Below are 15,931 nucleotides of genomic sequence, written 5' to 3'. Positions count from 1 at the left end.
GAACAGGGCGACCGGCTGCAGGTGTGCGACGTCAAAACGGACGGATACCGCGCGCTGGTGGATGTCCAGACCGCCGCCGGGGCGCACGTCTACCGCGTCACCGACAGCTATGCCTTTATGGACCGCGATCTGTCGGCCACGGACTACGTGTACGTGTACGTGTGGGCCGACGGCATTCACCTGCGCATACGCCTGGAGGAGGCCAAGGCTGCCGTGCTGGTGGTGATGGGCGTGCGGGCGGATGGCACCAAGGAGCTGATCGCGCTGGCCGACGGTTATCGCGAGTCGACGGAGGCGTGGGCGGGCCTGCTACGCGACTGTGCCCGCCGGGGCATGCGCGCCCCAGTGCTGGCCGTTGGGGACGGCGCGCTCGGCTTCTGGAAGGCCCTGGCCGAGGTGTTCCCCGACACCCGCGCACAAAGATGCTGGGTTCACAAAACCGCAAATGTTCTCGATTCCCTGCCGAAGTCGGCCCAGCCTGCGGCCAAGCGCGCCATCCATGACATCTACAACGCCGAGAACAAGGAGCAGGCCCGCACGGGCCGCCGGGCTGGCGATAAGCTGGTCGAGTCAGCCCAGGCCCGCTGGCGGGCTGTGAACGCACCCCACCTCGTCGCTCTGGTCCGTGCCGGGGCCCGCTTCGAACGCGGCCACCTCGTCGAATGCCCCGAGACCCTCTCGGCGTGAGCAGCCTCAGCCGATCCGCAGAAGCCGTGAGGATCTCAGGCACTCGTGCGCCGTATGTGCAGGTGGCCATCGCGGGGGAAGGAGGGCGGTGCCGCGGGCAGGATGGTGTCGAAGTCGTAGCGGCTCTTCTGTGCAACCCGGCACGATGCCAGGTTGTCCACCTGGTGCAGGAGTTCGAGACGCTCCAGCCCGTCGGCTTCGAAGGTGTCGAAGGCCCAGCTGGTGAGTGCCTCCAGAGCGCCGGAGGCCACTCCCCGCCCGCGAGCGTGCGCCGCGGTCCAGTAGCCCACTTCGGCCGCCGGTTTGCCGGAGGTGACCTCCTTGAGGACCACGTTGCCCACCAACTGTTCGCGAACTGAACCGGGTTGTGCCTCAAGGACGGCGAAGCCGAACCGGTCCCCCGCTGCCCAGCCCTGCTGCTGAGCCTGCACCCAGCGTGCCCCGTCGGCATCGTCGTCCACGACAGAGCTCGCCCACTGGCGCAGTGCGGGATCCCGGCTCACCTCGACCAATGCGGCAACGTCCTCCATGCGCCAGGGGCGAAGAACGAGAGCGGGAGAGACCGGCGACGCGGCCACCTGAAGTACCACCGGGGCACTCATCAACCGATCATATGCGGCGGCGTTTTCACCCGACGCCAGCCGCGTCCGCCCCATGGCGCCTTGCGACCGCCCCGTCATTGCTGTGTCCGGACGCGTAGAGCCTGGACGGACCAATCGAACACTGGAGCCAGACTCTCCGGGGCCGGCCAGCCGTTGACCACTGCGAGCAGCTGGAGGTACCGCTCCCTGCGGGGGTCACTCACGCTCTCCAGCCGAGTCGCCAGCCGGCGACGAAGCTCAACGTCGTCGGGCCGGCCGAGGAGGTGCGCGCAGTGCGCCGTGAATGCCGCGACGATCGGATCGGCCTGGGGCGAGGCCGGGTCGATGCCTGCGGTCAGGGCCGGGCCGACCTGGTCACGGACGACTGCGGCAATGTCGCGGCGCGGGCCCATCATGTCGCTTCGGGTCTGCTCGGCTGCCTGGTCCTCGGCCATCCGCCGCACGACGGCGCGGAAACCCGGGTCCAGGGACATTTCGGCTAACTCCACCCACGCCTGGACCTGCTCTGCCTCCGGGTTGTCGGGCAACTCGGGGGTCATCGAGCGCATGACCCCCACGAATGCGGGGGCGGCGTCAAGACCGCCGAAGGCGGCGTCGAGGAAATCGCTGATCAGACGTCGGCGTTCATCCTCGGGAAGCTGGGCCAGCCGGTGCATGAGTTCCGTCTCCTCAGGTGTGGACCCGCGCTCGGCCACCGCCATCAGCACCGCGCGCCGCAGGCGCAGGACGCGGATCTGCACTGCCAGTGCTTCGGCGTGCGCCGCGGCGACCTCGGGAAGCGAGAGCTCGCGGTCCACGACCTTGCGGATCGTGGGAAGGTCCAGTCCCAGCTCGCGCAGGGTCCGCACGAGGTCCAGGCGTGCGACGGCGTCGATGCTGTAGAGGCGGTAGCCGGCCGGGCTGCGGTCCGTCGGCGCCACGATTCCGCGATCGGAGTAGAACCGAATGGTCTTGACCGTGAGACCGGTCCGTCGAGCGAGTTCGCCGATCGAGTAGAGCGTGTCGCCGTCCATGCCCCCACCTTTGCGTCTCCCCCTACTGGAGACTCAAGTCCCTTCGCCTGCCAGCAGGCAACCACTCCTCATCCACAAGCCCGCGCCCCAGCAGCAAGCAGAGGGTTGTTGCGGCACTTCTGAGAAACCAGTCAGAGAGCGTGTGCAGACTCGGGCCCTTCCCTACCGAAAGCGCAGCTCAGGTCACATCCGCTGCTGGCTAGGGCGGCGGTCAGGATTCCTTGTGCGGGGTTTGGAAGGCGCGCCGGTAGCTCTGGGGTGTGGTTCCGAGCCGATGGGCGAAGTGGTGGCGGAGGTTGTCGATGGTGCCGAAGCCGGTACGGCGGGCGATCGTGGTGATCGGCTCGTCGGTGGTCTCCAGATGATGCTGGGCGAGCATGATGCGTTGTCCGGTCAGCCATTGCAGGGGAGTGGTTCCGGTTTCCTGCTGGAAGCGCCGGGCGAAGGTGCGCGGGGACAGGTGGGCGCGGTGGGCCATTGCCTCGACGGTCAGGTCCTGGTCGAGGTTGGCCTCGATCCAGGTCAGGACCGGGCTCAGTGAGCCGGTGCCCTCCCGGGGCTGGGGGCGTTCGCGGTACTGGCGCTGGCCCCCTTCCCGGTGCGGGGATGCGACCATGCGCCGCGCGACCGCGTTGGCCACGGCACTGCCGTGCTCCTTGCGGACCAGGTGAAGGCAGGCGTCGACGCCGGCGGCAGTGCCGGCCCCGGTGATGACCGGATCCTCGTCGACATAGAGCACGTCCGGCTCGACCCGCGCCTGCGGGTGGCGGCGGGCGAGTTCCCCGGTGTACTGCCAGTGGGTGGTACAGCGCCGGCCGTCCAGCAGGCCCGCCTGGCCGAGGAGGAAGGCGCCGGTGCAGATACTCAGGACGCGGGCGCCGCGCTGGACGGCGGCACACAGCTCCTCGGCGATGTGGTCGGACTGGCGTACGCGCAGGTCGTAGGCCGGGACACAGATGAGGTCCGCGGTGGCAAGCCGCTCCAGGCCGTGCGAGGCCCGTACCTCGAAACCGTGCCGCGTGCGCACGTCCTGGCCGGTGGCCGAGACGAGGGTGAAGTCGTAGCGGGGCAACGCGTCGCCGCTGCGGTCGATACCGAAAACCTCGCAGAAGACGCCCAGCTCGAAGGCGTGTGCGCCCTCGAGAGCGATGACGGCGACATCGCGGAGCATCACATGGTCCCTTCGCGGTCGAGGGCGCTGGCAGGAATTTCAGTGTACTCGTCGTTTCTGCCACTCCCGTGGGTCGGCCGGCCCTGGAAGGCTCACAGCCGTACGCCGACCCCCCAGAAAGCCGGGCCTTGCCATGACTGCACACGAACTCGCCCAGGTGAACATCGCCCGCCTCAAGTTTCCGCTGGACTCAGCGGAAATGAAGCCCTTCGTGGACGCGCTCGACCCCGTCAACGCGGTCGCCGACGAGGCCGACGGATTCATCTGGCGGCTCAAGAGCGCTTACGGTGATGACGCCACGGACCTGCGGGCCTTCGACGACGACTGGATGCTGGTGAACATGTCGGTGTGGCGGGACGTGAACGCGCTGACCGCGTTCATGTACCAAGGGCAGCACCGCCAAATGATGTCCCGCCGTTACGAGTTCTTCGAACGGGTCGACGAGGCGATGGCCACGATGTGGTGGGTCCTGGCCGGCCACCGCCCGACGGTGGAGGAGGCCGAACAACGCCTCCTTCACCTGCGCGAGCACGGCCCCACGCCGTACGCCTTCACCCTCCCTACCACGTTCCCGGCGGGGACCGCGGCACCGGCTGTCAGGACAGCCTCATAACTGATCATTTCAGAATGAGGTTCGGAGTCGTCTCAAGCAGATGATGCTGCAGGCGAGTTGGAGCAGTCCGAGGTGGAGGTCGGCTCGTGTCGCGTAGCGGATCCGCAGGCGTTTGAACTGGTGGAGCCAGGCGAAGGTGCGCTCGACGACCCACCTGGTCCTGCCAGGCCGGATCCGTGGGCGGTGCCCTTGCGGGCGATCTTCGGCGTGACGCCGCGAGCGCGGAGGAGCCGCCGGTATTTGTCGTAGTCGTAGCCGCGGTCGGCGAACAGCCGCCGTGGCCGGTGGCGTGGCCTGCCCACCAGGCTGGTCAACGACACCGCGAGGGGTGTTCCGTGCCGGTCGGTGATCAGATGGTGCTTGCTGCCCCGGCGGCCGCTGTCGGCCGGCGAAGGCCCGGTGTGAGCCCCCCTTTCAGGGCTCGGATGTGCGAGCCGTCGACCGCAGCGTCCTCCATGTCCAACACCTGGCCCGCCTCCTGGACGTGGAAGGCCGACCCGAAGATGACCGATTCACCCCGTACGACCTGCGCCGCGCCTGCGCGACCCACCACTACGAGCAGGGCATGGACCTGCTCACCGTCCAGCAGCTCCTGGGCCACCGGCACATCGCCGCGACCATGGCCTACGTCCGGCCCAGTCTCGCCTTCGGTGGTCGCCGATCCGGGCGGGCCGTATGCGCCGTCGCCCGACGACGAGGACCACACCCTGGTCCGCCTCTTGGTGAAGGGAAAACTCACCCCATGACCACGGTCGGCACCGCTGCCGAGACCGACACCTACGTGCTGGCCATGCCCGCCCCGGCCAGCCCCGTGGTGCTGCCCCAGTGGATCAGCCCAGGCAACACACACCCGAACTCCCGCTACCAGGACGCCATCTGGCCCATGGCCCCGCTGATCGACAATCCCGGCACCCGCCTGGTCAAGCTCCACTGGAAGAACTGTCCGGAACCCCTGCTGCTCAACGGCCAGCTGAGGCCCACCTACCTCCAAACCCGAGGCGTCCAGGCCCGGTCCCGGTCGGGAGCCCCGGAGATGTTCGCGACCTGTCTGGAGTGGATGCGGCTCGCGCGCTGATTGCACGAGCGACAGATCACCACCCTGGGTGCGTGCACCGTAACGGAATGGCGGACTTACGCGCGTGAGCGTCTGCACCAGGTGTGCCGCGACACCGCGGCGATCATCTGCGTCCGGCTGGCGAACCTGTGGGCGTTCGACCAGCTCAGCGCACGACCGTCGCATCGCCCGGCCTCTGTGGGGCGCCGAAGGAGTTGACGACTTTCTCCCGGCCGCCGCGACGGAACCGCCGGATCCACGGGTTCTCGGGTCCCCTGCTGATCTGGGCCATCCGGTTCGTCGACGACTTCGCCGACGACATCCTGGCCGCCTGGGCCGAACGCCGCCGCCTGATCGCCGTCGCCGCCGCTACGAAGGCCTCGCCGACCGGATGGGCCGCGCTGGACGAGTGGCTGCTGCCCATGGCGCAGGCGGGTCACCCGCTGCCGGCCTGCGTAGAGAGGCGCGAGGTCCAGATGGCCACCACCTACATCGCCGCTCTCACCGGCTCCGACCGCCGCCAGGTGTCGAGGTTCATCAAGCAGCACTGCCTCGCAGAGGTCGCCGCGGCACAACCAGGGCACTGCCCGTTGCGAGTGCCGGTCACCGGGAAGATCAACGGCAAGCCCTGGCCAGCTGCGCCGCACGCTGCTCCGCCCGCTGGGGCTCCTAGCCCAGGCCGTCTCGCACCCTTCCGGCGGAGGTTGGTCATGTGCTGCCCGATGGGCACCATCGCCTCGCCTTCACCCCAGACGGTGTCCTGGCGGGGGGCGAGGTGCCCGGTGGCCCGCCGGTACGACCTGAGGGCGGCGGGCTTGGCTTCCCACGCTTCCTCGCCCGGCTCCCACACCATCCCGGCCTCGGGCACGTCCAGCAGCTCCTTGCGGTGCGGATCGAGCTCACCCGCCCGCCACGTCTTGCGCTCCTGGTGTGCCCAACGCCCCAGCGAGACACCGATCTCGACCTCGGTGTCTTACGGAACGGCGTAAAGGCCCGTGATCCCGTTCTCTCTCCGCCACCACAGCAGCGCCTCGTAGCCCTCCAGCCACGCCAACGACTCCGGTCGGTACACCCGCGTACGGAGAAGGGCCGCGATGGTCGCGGCGTCGCGCGGGCTGGAGAAGTCGAGCAGCGCGGACATCGGCCGCGCCATCAGTGTCGGCCGCGCCATCAGTGTCGTCCTGGTCCTCTTCGCCCCCTACCGCCGCCGGCCCCGACGATTCGCTCGTCCTCGCCGCGCCGGATGTGCACCTTGCGCTCGCCGCCGGTGAGCGCGCGGGAGGCGAGTTGCTCGACCAGGCGCTCATCGTGCAAGCGCAGGCCCTGGAGGACGGCTACGAGGGGCGGAAGCTGGCGGAGGCGACCATGTCCTGCGGATCCTCGTCGGGCTGGAGGAAGACCGGCACGATGATGCAACCCCGACGACTGGGCCGACCCACGGGACGAACACCGCACCACCCGGGAACTGCTGAGCGCTGTATACGGCCGCACCGTACCCCGCTTCGCGGAACAGGCCCCGCTGCGCCCGCCGGATGCCGACCAGGACGGCTGCAACACCCGCGCCGAGGCCCTGAAGGACGAGGCCGTCAGCGCCCCGACGCAGGGCCCGAACTGCCGGCTCAGCGCAGAGCGTGGCTTCTCGCCGTACAACGACCGCTACATCCAGGGGTCCGGAAGTCTGGGCATCGACCACCTGGTCCCGCTCGCCGAAGACTGGGACTCCGGCGCCTCCGCCTGGAGCACGAAGGAACGAGAGGCCTACGCCAACGACCTCGGTGACAACCGCGCGCTGATCGCGGTCTCGGGTGCCTCCAACCGGTCCAAGGCCGACCAAGACCCCAGCACCTGTCAGTACGTGTCCGACTGGGTGGCCGACAAGCATCGCTGGGGCCTGACACCGACACCGGTGAGCACGCCGCGCTCACTGAGGCGCTCAACGACTGCCCTAACGTTCCCGTCACCGTTACGCCGGCCCGCTAACCCACCTTTTCGATCCGTCCGTGGTGAGTAGGCCCACGACGGCCTGACCGCCCGCTCGTTTGTCCGTCGGCTCCCTGGCGCCTGGGCCGAGCGAGGCCCCTGGGCGCCAGCCTGGTGTTCATGAAACCTCAGCCGGGGAGGGTTTCGCCGATGCGGGAGCCGGAGGAGACGCCGTATTCCTTGGGACCGAAGGCGCTGACGCTGCTGGTGCTCATGCCGGTGCCGGCGCCCGGTAGTTGCCAGATCGCGCGTTGCCGTGCTGTGGGGCGGCGCTAGTGGGTGCGGATCGAGCCGAGTGCCTGAAGCGCCAGCGGCAACGGCGAGACTCCACGCCGCTCACAGCCGGGGTCCCGGCGGCCCGCCGGACCCCGCTACGGGTCCCCTCTGTGACTCCCAACTTGTGAGAACATCTGCCGCCCGCTCTCGTTGACAAATCCACCCCGGGCCTCGGTCACGGCCCGGTGGAGGAGCCGGGACAGGCGCTGGTTGGCATCGGGGGCGGTGAGCAGGACACGCAGGGCGTGTTCGAGGTGGTGGTGGCCGGGGCCGTGCCACCACAGCATGTCGGTAATGCGGGCCGGTGTGCTTGCGGTGCAGGCGGGGGCGAGCCGGTGGGCCCGGGCGTGGCACGCCGCGCTGCGGCCTCTCAAGCGCCGGGAGTCGGGCTGCACGCGGCGGGCGGCGTCCACGACCGTGCCGACCAGCAGCGGGCCGTAGGCGCGGTCGGTGGGGTTTGCGTCGGCGAGGTCGGCGGCCAGCGGCCACAGGGTGTGGCGGGTGGCGTCGTCGACGGCGTCGTTGACTGCCCGGGCGAGCGCGGCGAGTACCGGATGGGTGCCGGGCGGACTGTCGGTGAAGCGGCCGGTGCCCAGCAGGGACGCCGTCTCCATCAGGCAGGCGCCGTCGTCCGGGTGCAGATGGGTGAAGCGGCCGGGCGCGGGGAGGCCCGGCTGGGGAGTGGGTGGGGTGGGCATGGTGGGCCTCCGGCTGGGGTCACAGGCCGGTGATGGCGTGCAGGATCAGGTAGATGGCGGCGGCGGGCAGCCCGGCTCCGGGGAAGGTGAGGATCCACGCGGTGAAGATGGAGCGGGCCACCTGCCAGCGCACGGCCGAGATGCGCCGGGTCGCGCCGGCGCCCAGGATGGCTGCGGTGATCGTCTGGGTGGTGGAGATCGGGGCCTTGAACACGAACGCGGTGGTGTAGAGGACGGTCGTGGCGGCGGTCTCGGCGGCGAAGCCGCGCGGCGGGTCGAGGTGGACAATGCGCCGGCCGAGGGTGGTGATGATGCGGCGGCCTCCGCTGTAGGTGCCGGCGGCCATCGCCACGGCCACGGATGCGATCACCCACACGGGTACGGAGAAGTCCTCCTGCCAGCCCGCCGTGACCAGCGCCAGGACGATGACGCCCATGGTCTTCTGCGCGTCCTGCAGCCCGTGACCCAAACCCATGGCGGCCGCCGAGACGGTCTGCGCCATACGGAAGCGGCGGGTGGTCGGGCGCGGGGCGGAGCGGCGGAACGTCCACAGGATGATCGTGTGCACGATGTAACCGAGAGCTACGCCGACCAGCGGGGACAGCAGCATCGGAAGCAGGACCTTGTCCACGATGCCGGACCAGTGCACCGTCGCCGAGGCCGCCAGCGCAGCCCCCACCAGCCCACCGATCAGGGCATGCGAGGACGACGTCGGCAATCCCCGCCACCAGGTGAAGACATTCCAGCCGATCGCGCCGAGAAGGGCGCACACCACCAGTAGCAGTCCCGACAACCCCTCCGGCGCACCGATGATGCCGCTGCCGACGGTCTTGGCGACCTCCGTGCCTAGAAAAGCACCGAGAAAGTTCATGACAGCGGCCATGGCCAGGGCGATACGGGGCGTGAGCGCCCGGGTGGAAATCGACGTGGCGATCGCATTCGCGGCATCGTGGAAGCCGTTGGTGAAATCGAAGGTCAGCCCCACGATAATGATCAGCACCACAAACGTCAGCTCCATGGCCGGATCACCCTTCACCCGCACAGTGACAGCCCGGGACCCTGCGGCGCCCTCGCTCTGACTCCATCCTGCCGCCAAATACCGCGTGAGCCGTGCACAGACATCCGCGCCCCACACGGTCGCACCGCCACGTCCGGCAGCAGCCACCCAATACGCGGTCACGTCCAGCCCACGACGGCCACAAGTATCCGCCCCCTCCCACAGCAGCGCCACGAGAAGGCGACACCGGGAGTCCACCAGGTGACGGCGAGCTTGATCGATCGAAAGACGGTGATCGCCGGATCGGCCCGCCAAGAACCCTCAGCGAGCACTCGCATGACTTGGTAGCAGAGTGGCACCCGCGCAACGACGCTTCACCCGACCAGTTCGGTCCGGCTCACAGCGCAAGGTCCAGTGGCGCTGTCCGGTTGGGCACGAGTACCGGCGCGCTCCTGGCTGTCGTGGAAGAGGGACATCAGGGCGCCCCGGGCCGGGTCGGCGTCTTCCATCATGGCGAGCACCGAGCCCAATCACCCCGACGCGGAAGGAGTGCTCCGCCACGGATTTGGGGGCTTTGTTCCCGGTGAACCACCAGCCGGTCCGTGCGACGCGCTTGAGCACGCCCATCTGGGAGATGAAGTTCGCGGTACCCCTCGTGGTTTCGTCGGCCATGCGGTCCTGCGGTGTCAGCGGTTGTGATCGAAAACGTAGTGGACGTGGGCGAGCTCGCGCCGCGATGTCGCCGACAGCGCTGCCTTCGTCCAGGAGCTGGCGGGCCTGCTCGCGCAGTGGGCCCGCAAGCGGCCCGGCGGCCTGGGAAAGCCATGGGAAGGCCGTCAGCAACGCCCACATCGAGTGCGCGCACAGGTCGACGTAGCCGGGCGCCAGATGCAGTCCGCGGGCCAGGCCCCGCAGCAGGGTCACCGGATCCCAGCCCGACAGGTCCGGTCCCGCATGAACGCGTCGTCCGGCGGTGGTCGGATCAGCGCCGGCACCTAGCGGCCGCTCGGCCCGATAGCCTGCCCCGCCCCGAAGGACTGCGCGCACCCGGGCCGTGCCCGCGTCGTCAAGACGGCACCGCCAGGGGGCCCGGCGCTATGGCTGCCGCTCTAAGGGGCTCCGAGCGGTCAGGCGGCCTGTGCGGCGTCGGGGGTCAGCAGCGTGTCGGTCTCGGTCAGGCGCAGCACGCTCGCGGTCTGGGTCTGCAGGCCGGTGATGAGGAGTTGGCCGCCCTCGGCCAGAAGGCGGCGGCGCAGCTTGAGCAGGAGGTTCAGGCCGGTGGAGTCCATGAAGGACACCCCGGACATCTCCAGGTGCAAGGTTTTGCCATCGAGGGGGATGACCAGGGTCGCGTCTTCGAGAGCGGGGCACGAGGCGAGATCTATCTCCCCGGCCACGGTGATGACGGTGCGGTCGGAGTGCTGTTGCGTGGTGAGGGTGAGGTCGTTCATGGTTCGCCCCTCGTTTCCGGGGGTCGAGCCCATCACACCCCAGGCTGGGGGGTATCAAGCGCGTGACGTGGGGGCATGTGCAGGCCCAGCTTGCGATGCTGCGAGCCGGTCGCCACGATCACGGCCTTCGCCCGGTACACGGTGCCCGCGCTGTCGTCACGGTCTTGACGGCGCCGGTGAGGTGAGCCGAGGTGATTTCGTCGGGGACGAGTTCGGCGCCGAACCGCTCGGCCTGGGCGCGCATGTTGTCCATCAGCTCTGGGCCCATGATGCCGTCGCGGAAGCCGGGGAAGTTCTCCACCTCGGTCGTCTGCACCAGCGCGCCGCCCGCCGTGACCGCGCCTTCGAAGACCAGCGGCTTCAGCGAAGGGCGGGCGGTGAAGAGGGCGGCGGTGTATCCGGCGGGGCCGGAGCCGATGACGATGACCGCGCGTACGTCGTCTCTGCCGGTCACGCTGCTCACGCGTCCTGCTTGGCGTCGATCTCGGCGATCAGGGCCTCGATGCGGGTCTTGATCTCGTCGCGGATGGGGCGCACCGACTCGACGCCCTTGCCGGCCGGGTCCTCGAGTAGTGCCGAGGATGTGCTCCAGCATCCGCTGCTGGACGGTGGTGAGCTTGTCCCAGCCGAGCCGCTGTGCACGTACCCATCGCCCGAGGTCCTCGCCCTGGTGCACAACCATGCCCGGCGTCGTGGGCAGGGTGCCGCCGGCTTCCAGGCGCTGCCGGATGAGGTGGAAAGCGCGCTGCCACTCCATCGGCCAGGCCGGGCACCAGGCGGGGTCGATCTCCACCACCGTGCCGCCGCGCAGCCCTCAGAAGTGCCGTTCTCAAGACAGTGGAACGGAGCGGGGTGTACCGCCCACACGACAGCCGCACCGCTACAGAAACCGCCCCACGACAGTGACCCCGCCCGTCCTCAACGCCCGACCATCGAAAACACCCAGCTCTGATGTGCCGTCACTGACACCCACCCACTGACACCAAACCGGCACATCGCAGCTGGTCGTCCCTGTCCTGCTCGGGCCCGGGGAGACGGCGGACAACCTGCTCACCAGCGGGGCGTTCGCTGGCCTGGCCAGGCTCTTGGAAGCTCTCCGCGCGCACGACGCCCGCGTCGCGGAGGCACTGGCTGAGCCCCAAGCGCGCAGCCGTGTCAGAGGCGTACAGAGCCGCTCATGGGGCGAGGAAGGCGAGGCTGGTGAGGGTGACCGAAGCACCCGGCTATCGGTACCGGCCCGGGAGCTACTGAAGTTCAGCACGCCTCGTGACCCTGCTCAACTGGCGGCGTTCATCAACCTGCGGGTGCTCCACCCTGAGCATCAGCACTGGCGGCGCGGCATCGAAGCCGCCACCCTCTACCAACGGCTCCACGGGGACCTCAAGGTGCCGTTCACGTACCGCGTGCCCGGCCGCGACGACAAGGAGGTGGAAGCGGAGGGGTGGCCGGCCTCGCTCGTGGGGTTCCCGCTTGGGCAGTGGGTCGCCGATACCAGGAGGTTCTACGCCCGCGGCCGTCTGGACGCCGACCGCATCGCGCAGCTGGAGAAACTGGGCATGGTCTGGTCAGACTACGACGTCGCCTGGGAAGAAGGCCTCGCCGCCGCCTGCGGGTGGGTCGCCGAAGGGGGCCACCTCCTGGCCCCGACGGACGCCACCTACAAGGGATACCGCGTAGGGCTGTTTCTGAAGAACGCGCGGGCCGCCGCCCGCCGGGGCATGGAGGTCGAGCAACGGCAGGCGCAGGGTCTGCCGGTGAAGACAACGTCGGCCTGAGTGCTCGACCGTGTCGGTCTTGCGCGGGCGGAAGGGGGCGGGGTGGGGGAGCCGGGCGCGTGGGGTGAGGTCACGGCGGGGTTGAGGGGTGTCCAGACCGGTGCTGGTTGCGCGGCTGCTTGAGCTCGAGGCGGCTGGGGCGTTGACCACGGCGCATGTGCGTGCGGGCGCCCAGGTCGGCGGGGTGAATGTGCGCACGGTGTGGCGCTCGCTGGATGCGGCGCGGACGGAGGGCCGTGTCGAGCGCAGGCCGCGGGCCCGGCTGGAGTTGTCCGACCAGATGTGGAAGGCACTGGTTCAGGCGGGCGGGAACGTTGCGGCGCTGCACCGGCATATGAAGGCGGCCGGGGGCGAGGTGCCCTCCCTGGCGTCGTTGCACCGGGCGGTGCGCCGGGACCTTCAGGCCGGCAGGGTCCTGCCGGACCGCGCGGTGGCGCGGCGGGAGCGGGAAGAACAACAAATGCGGCAGGCACTGGCTGACCTCGCCCTGGCCGGACCGAGTGAGGGAGGCGCGGCGAAAGTGGCTGCGCGCCGACTGCCGCGTCTCGTACCAGAGGCGACCGGGAGCTTGCCGGTGGGGGAGAACGACTGGCAGGCGTGGCGTTGCCGGCGGGAGCGCAGCTGGTGCGGACGTCGTCGGTGCGGGCCGTGGCCGAGGCGGTCGGGCGGGCGATGGCGACCCAGGGCGCGGTGTGTCTGTTCGGCGACCCGAGCCGGGGCAAGACCGCCGCCGTGCGGATGGCGCTCAGCGAAGTGCCCCCGGGCTGGAAGGTGACGTGGGTGCCAGTACCGGTGCGCCCGTCGGTGGCCGGCATGAGGCGTGCGGTATTCGACGCGCTGGCGCTGGCGGACCGCTTCCCGCACACGTCGGCGCTGGCCGACGCCGCGGTCACGGGGGCCTTGAGTGAGGCGCGGGTGCGGGTGTTCAACGGCTGTCTGACCTGCCGAGGGCCAAGCGGCTGTCGTTTCTCTCCGGCATGGACCAGCTCGGAGAAGCGGTTGAGCGGGTCTGTCGGCGGCTGGACCCCGATTTCCGCCGGGTCAATCTGGAGATCCTCGGCAACACGGACCCGTTCCTGCATGCCCATGTCTGGCCGCGGTTCGAGTGGGAGCCGGCCGAGCTGGTGGGCAAGCCGGTGTGGCTGTATCCGCGTGACCGGTGGAGTGATGAGCAGTTCAAGCTCGGCTCGCAGCACGATGTGCTGCGGGATGCCATCGGCAGCGAACTGGACCGGTTGCGTTCGATGGCCTGACAGGGGGGCCGCCGACCGTCAGGTCGGCGGGCCCGGTGATCAATGACGGTCAGTGGACCTTAAGGAGTCCTTCGCAGCGGAACGATGTCGGGGATGGCCGTGGGGACGGTGGGGCGGGCCGCTTCCGGGGTCGCCAGAAGCGCGACGATGGTGACCGGCTGCTGGCAGTGCGGACAGTTGCGGGTCGCGGTCGGCTCCAACGGGTCCCGTTCCAGGGCGGATTGGCGTGATGAGGGTCGGCTGACGCGTTTGGGTTGTGGTGGCAGCTCCGGCAGCGAGGGCAGGCTTGCGGTCTCTCCGAGCCGACGTGCCCGGTCTTCGTCGCGAGCCTGGTCGCGTCTGCGTTCAGCATCCTTGCGGCAGGTCGGTGAACAGTAGATCTGGCGGGTGGTCTTCAGGGTTTCGGAGGGATCGTCACAGACCGGACAGGTGCGCTTTTCCCGGATGTCTTCGCTGGTGCGGGCGGCGATGCGGCACTCTTCAGTGCAGTAGATGTGCTTGCGGCCCGCGGTGGTGGTGAACTCGTGCTCGCAGACGGGACAGGTCTGCTGGACGGGTTTGCTCTGGCGGTTGGTCTCCTTGCAGGTGGGTGAGCAGAAGACCTGGCGGCTGGTGGCGGTGGCGACGGTGAAGGCGGTCTCGCAGACCGGGCAGCGGCGGGCCATCTCGGACGTGACCTCGGTGGTGTCGGGGGCGTTGTCAGGAGACACGGGCGTTCACCCCAGCTCGGAGGGCCTCGGCCTGGTTCTGGTGGCCGCGAAGCCGGTAGGAAGGGCCGTCGATGCCGGCGACCGCGGCCCGGTGCAGGAGCCGGTCGAGCATCGCGGCCGCGACCGTGGCGTCGCCGAAGGCACCCGCCCAGTCGGCGATCCCGACGTTCGTCGTCAAGATCGTCGAGGATTTCAGATACCGCTGGTTGATCACCTGGAACAGGGCGGATGCCCCGTCTTCGGGCAGGGGGAGGTAGCCGAGTTCGTCGATGACCAGTTTCGGTCCGGCGAAGAAGTTCATGCAGGTCTTCCAGCGGCCTTCGAGTGCAGCCTTGTGGCACTTGGCGGCCAGTTCGGCTGCGGTGGTGAAGTAGACGCGGTTTCCGGCCTCGACCGCTGCGCGGGCCAGGGCGACCGCGAGCATGGTCTTGCCGACGCCGGGCGGGCCGACGAGCAGGACGTTGGAGGCGTCGTCGAGGAAGCGCAGGGTGGCCAGGTCGCGGATGAGTTTCTCATCGACGCCCGGCTGGGCGGCGAAGTCGAAGTCGTTGAGAGTCCACGGTTCGGGCAGGCAGGCGAAACGGAGCCGGGCGGCAAGCCGACGGGCTTCGGTGGCCTCGACCTCGATCTCCAGCAGCCTCTCCAGGGCCGCGGTCAGCGAAATCCGCTCGGTGCGGGCCTGGTCCAAGACCCGGTTCAACGCCTCAGCGGCGTCGTTGAGTTTGAGGTAGGACAGGTGGCCTCGCAGCTGCTGGAAGCGGCGTGCTTCGCTCATCTGCATGGGCGACGTACTCACTCCGGGTTCTCCTCCTTCGTCGATGGGGGAACACTCCGCAGCCGGTCGGCCACGGCGGCATAGTGGGACAGGTCGATCACGACCCGCTCGGCCGGATTGCCGGCCACGGTCTGCCCGCGCAGGCGCTCGGCTTCCGCGAGAGCGGCCTCCGACAGCGGCTTGCGGACCTTGTTCTTGCACGGGGCCCGGTCGGAGAACGACGCCAGCACCGCCCGCTCCAGGGCGATGACGTGGCCGTCGTCGCGGACGGTCTGCCCGGCGCCACGCGGGGCCCGGCGGTGCTGGGCGATCACCACGCGGCCCGCGGTCGCGACCCGCAGGTCGTCCTCGCCCACGCGGTGCAGCACCTTGACCTGGACCCCGGGCAGGCCCGGCGGAACGGAGTAGAAGTTGCCGTCGAACTGCACCAGGCTCTGTGCACTGACCGTGCGCTCGACCTCCAGCTCGGCCGGGAAGGGCCGCACCGGGATGTCCAACAGCGGCTCTACTGCCGCGAGTTCACCGACCGTCGTCACCACGCCGTCGATGCGGCGGCGCCGCTCGTCCATCCGGATGGCGAGCTTGTCGACACCGGACTGGGCCTGGACGACGCTCAGCCCGTCGGGAACCGTGTGCCACCAGCGTTGCGCGGCCGAGTGGTTGGCCTTCTCCACCACGCGCTTGCGGTTGCCGCGGCGGGGCGGGCAGATGTCCACTCCGGCTCCGTAGTACTTCGCGACCGCGGCGAACGCCGCAGTCATCTGCCCGCTGGAGGGATAACAGACCGTCGCCATCCGGTCGAGGCCACCGCCGTGCGGTCTCGCCAAGCTTGCGCATCACCTCGTCCAGGGCCTGGACCAGGTGCGGGAAGTCCTC

13 protein-coding genes and 9 pseudogenes are annotated in these 15,931 nt (G+C 69.5%); 7 read left to right on the top strand and 15 right to left on the bottom strand.

The genetic code is table 11. The annotated features are described in order from the left end of the window. Nucleotides 1-102: 102 nt before the first annotated feature. Nucleotides 103-687, top strand: a pseudogene (locus ABZ079_RS35525) (transposase); the annotation flags it as partial. 35 nt (nt 688-722) lie between these two features. Here ABZ079_RS35525 and ABZ079_RS35520 read toward each other — a convergent pair. The 3 genes from ABZ079_RS35520 to ABZ079_RS35510 form a co-directional block, all read right to left on the bottom strand. After that, nucleotides 723-1,289 carry a GNAT family N-acetyltransferase gene (locus tag ABZ079_RS35520; RefSeq protein WP_356943567.1) on the bottom strand — a complete coding sequence of 189 codons (567 nt, stop codon included), beginning with the start codon at nt 1,287-1,289 and terminating at the stop codon, nt 723-725. Between the two features lie 74 nt (nt 1,290-1,363). Further along, complete coding sequence (locus tag ABZ079_RS35515; RefSeq protein WP_356943566.1) at nt 1,364-2,302, bottom strand: MerR family transcriptional regulator; 939 nt, start codon at nt 2,300-2,302, stop codon at nt 1,364-1,366. 211 nt (nt 2,303-2,513) lie between these two features. After that, nucleotides 2,514-3,473, bottom strand: a complete 960-nt coding sequence (locus ABZ079_RS35510) for a helix-turn-helix domain-containing protein (protein WP_356943565.1) — start codon at nt 3,471-3,473, stop codon at nt 2,514-2,516. Between the two features lie 133 nt (nt 3,474-3,606). Between ABZ079_RS35510 and ABZ079_RS35505 the strand changes: the two genes are divergently transcribed. Beyond that, nucleotides 3,607-4,086 (top strand): DUF3291 domain-containing protein, encoded by a 480-nt coding sequence (locus tag ABZ079_RS35505; protein ID WP_356943564.1) that lies wholly within the window; start codon nt 3,607-3,609, stop codon nt 4,084-4,086. Nucleotides 4,087-4,095: 9 nt separating this feature from the next. Here ABZ079_RS35505 and ABZ079_RS35500 read toward each other — a convergent pair. Next, a pseudogene (locus tag ABZ079_RS35500) lies at nt 4,096-4,570 on the bottom strand (transposase); the annotation flags it as partial. A 12-nt stretch (nt 4,571-4,582) separates the two neighbouring features. Here ABZ079_RS35500 and ABZ079_RS35495 point away from each other — a divergent pair. Together ABZ079_RS35495 and ABZ079_RS35490 are read left to right on the top strand one after the other, a co-directional pair. Continuing rightward, nucleotides 4,583-4,687 (top strand): annotated as a pseudogene (locus tag ABZ079_RS35495) (tyrosine-type recombinase/integrase); the annotation flags it as partial. A 141-nt stretch (nt 4,688-4,828) separates the two neighbouring features. Further along, nucleotides 4,829-5,161: a hypothetical protein gene (locus ABZ079_RS35490; protein WP_356943585.1), complete on the top strand. Its 333-nt coding sequence runs from the start codon at nt 4,829-4,831 to the stop codon at nt 5,159-5,161. 145 nt (nt 5,162-5,306) lie between these two features. Here the strand turns inward: ABZ079_RS35490 and ABZ079_RS35485 are convergent, their stop codons facing one another. Next, a complete protein-coding gene (locus ABZ079_RS35485; protein WP_356943563.1) occupies nt 5,307-5,564 on the bottom strand; it encodes a hypothetical protein in 258 nt (85 codons plus the stop codon). Nucleotides 5,565-5,812: 248 nt separating this feature from the next. Then, a pseudogene (locus ABZ079_RS35480) lies at nt 5,813-6,552 on the bottom strand (helicase associated domain-containing protein); the annotation flags it as partial. A 53-nt stretch (nt 6,553-6,605) separates the two neighbouring features. Between ABZ079_RS35480 and ABZ079_RS35475 the strand changes: the two are divergent. Beyond that, nucleotides 6,606-7,151, top strand: coding sequence for an HNH endonuclease family protein (locus ABZ079_RS35475; protein ID WP_356943584.1), 546 nt, complete (start codon nt 6,606-6,608; stop codon nt 7,149-7,151). Between the two features lie 340 nt (nt 7,152-7,491). On the opposite strand, the gene ABZ079_RS35470 is transcribed toward ABZ079_RS35475, so the two are convergent. From ABZ079_RS35470 to ABZ079_RS35445, 6 genes and pseudogenes are all read right to left on the bottom strand, one after another. Next, nucleotides 7,492-8,094 (bottom strand): hypothetical protein, encoded by a 603-nt coding sequence (locus tag ABZ079_RS35470; RefSeq protein ID WP_356943562.1) that lies wholly within the window; start codon nt 8,092-8,094, stop codon nt 7,492-7,494. 19 nt (nt 8,095-8,113) lie between these two features. Beyond that, on the bottom strand, nt 8,114-9,112 hold the full coding sequence (locus ABZ079_RS35465; protein WP_356943583.1) for an inorganic phosphate transporter: 999 nt from the start codon (nt 9,110-9,112) through the stop codon (nt 8,114-8,116). Between the two features lie 428 nt (nt 9,113-9,540). Next, a pseudogene (locus ABZ079_RS35460) lies at nt 9,541-9,763 on the bottom strand (HD domain-containing protein); the annotation flags it as partial. 455 nt (nt 9,764-10,218) lie between these two features. Then, nucleotides 10,219-10,542 carry an STAS domain-containing protein gene (locus ABZ079_RS35455; protein WP_356943561.1) on the bottom strand — a complete coding sequence of 108 codons (324 nt, stop codon included), beginning with the start codon at nt 10,540-10,542 and terminating at the stop codon, nt 10,219-10,221. 80 nt (nt 10,543-10,622) lie between these two features. Further along, nucleotides 10,623-10,996, bottom strand: a pseudogene (locus ABZ079_RS35450) (FAD-dependent oxidoreductase); the annotation flags it as partial. 5 nt (nt 10,997-11,001) lie between these two features. Then, nucleotides 11,002-11,112, bottom strand: a pseudogene (locus tag ABZ079_RS35445) (phosphotyrosine protein phosphatase); the annotation flags it as partial. 431 nt (nt 11,113-11,543) lie between these two features. Between ABZ079_RS35445 and ABZ079_RS35440 the strand changes: the two are divergent. Beyond that, a pseudogene (locus ABZ079_RS35440) lies at nt 11,544-12,311 on the top strand (helicase associated domain-containing protein); the annotation flags it as partial. Nucleotides 12,312-13,240: 929 nt separating this feature from the next. Then, nucleotides 13,241-13,570: pseudogene (locus tag ABZ079_RS35435) on the top strand (diadenosine tetraphosphate hydrolase); the annotation flags it as partial. A 59-nt stretch (nt 13,571-13,629) separates the two neighbouring features. Here the strand turns inward: ABZ079_RS35435 and ABZ079_RS35430 are convergent. The 3 genes from ABZ079_RS35430 to ABZ079_RS35420 are packed head-to-tail and all read right to left on the bottom strand — an operon-like array spanning nt 13,630 to nt 15,882. Beyond that, nucleotides 13,630-14,235, bottom strand: coding sequence for a hypothetical protein (locus tag ABZ079_RS35430; protein ID WP_356943560.1), 606 nt, complete (start codon nt 14,233-14,235; stop codon nt 13,630-13,632). 34 nt (nt 14,236-14,269) lie between these two features. Next, complete coding sequence (istB, locus tag ABZ079_RS35425) at nt 14,270-15,076, bottom strand: IS21-like element helper ATPase IstB (protein WP_356943559.1); 807 nt, start codon at nt 15,074-15,076, stop codon at nt 14,270-14,272. Further along, nucleotides 15,073-15,882, bottom strand: coding sequence for a transposase (locus ABZ079_RS35420; protein WP_356943558.1), 810 nt, complete (start codon nt 15,880-15,882; stop codon nt 15,073-15,075). Before ABZ079_RS35420 ends, istB begins: the two co-directional genes overlap by 4 nt. Between the last annotated feature and the right edge of the window lie 49 nt (nt 15,883-15,931).

The sequence above is a fragment of the Streptomyces sp. NPDC006314 genome (assembly GCF_040613075.1).
Classification (GTDB): domain Bacteria; phylum Actinomycetota; class Actinomycetes; order Streptomycetales; family Streptomycetaceae; genus Streptomyces.
The sequence above is the reverse complement of the archived record's forward strand: the minus strand, read 5'-3'. Positions and strand labels throughout refer to the sequence as shown.

Coding starts and splice junctions, on each gene's coding strand:
- ABZ079_RS35520 (WP_356943567.1), bottom strand. CDS start 1,289: ATGAGTGCCCCGGTGGTACTTCAGGTGGCCGCGTCGCCGGTCTCTCCC.
- ABZ079_RS35515 (WP_356943566.1), bottom strand. CDS start 2,302: ATGGACGGCGACACGCTCTACTCGATCGGCGAACTCGCTCGACGGACC.
- ABZ079_RS35510 (WP_356943565.1), bottom strand. CDS start 3,473: ATGCTCCGCGATGTCGCCGTCATCGCTCTCGAGGGCGCACACGCCTTC.
- ABZ079_RS35505 (WP_356943564.1), top strand. CDS start 3,607: ATGACTGCACACGAACTCGCCCAGGTGAACATCGCCCGCCTCAAGTTT.
- ABZ079_RS35490 (WP_356943585.1), top strand. CDS start 4,829: ATGACCACGGTCGGCACCGCTGCCGAGACCGACACCTACGTGCTGGCC.
- ABZ079_RS35485 (WP_356943563.1), bottom strand. CDS start 5,564: ATGGGCAGCAGCCACTCGTCCAGCGCGGCCCATCCGGTCGGCGAGGCC.
- ABZ079_RS35470 (WP_356943562.1), bottom strand. CDS start 8,094: ATGCCCACCCCACCCACTCCCCAGCCGGGCCTCCCCGCGCCCGGCCGC.
- ABZ079_RS35465 (WP_356943583.1), bottom strand. CDS start 9,112: ATGGAGCTGACGTTTGTGGTGCTGATCATTATCGTGGGGCTGACCTTC.
- ABZ079_RS35455 (WP_356943561.1), bottom strand. CDS start 10,542: ATGAACGACCTCACCCTCACCACGCAACAGCACTCCGACCGCACCGTC.
- ABZ079_RS35430 (WP_356943560.1), bottom strand. CDS start 14,235: ATGGCCCGCCGCTGCCCGGTCTGCGAGACCGCCTTCACCGTCGCCACC.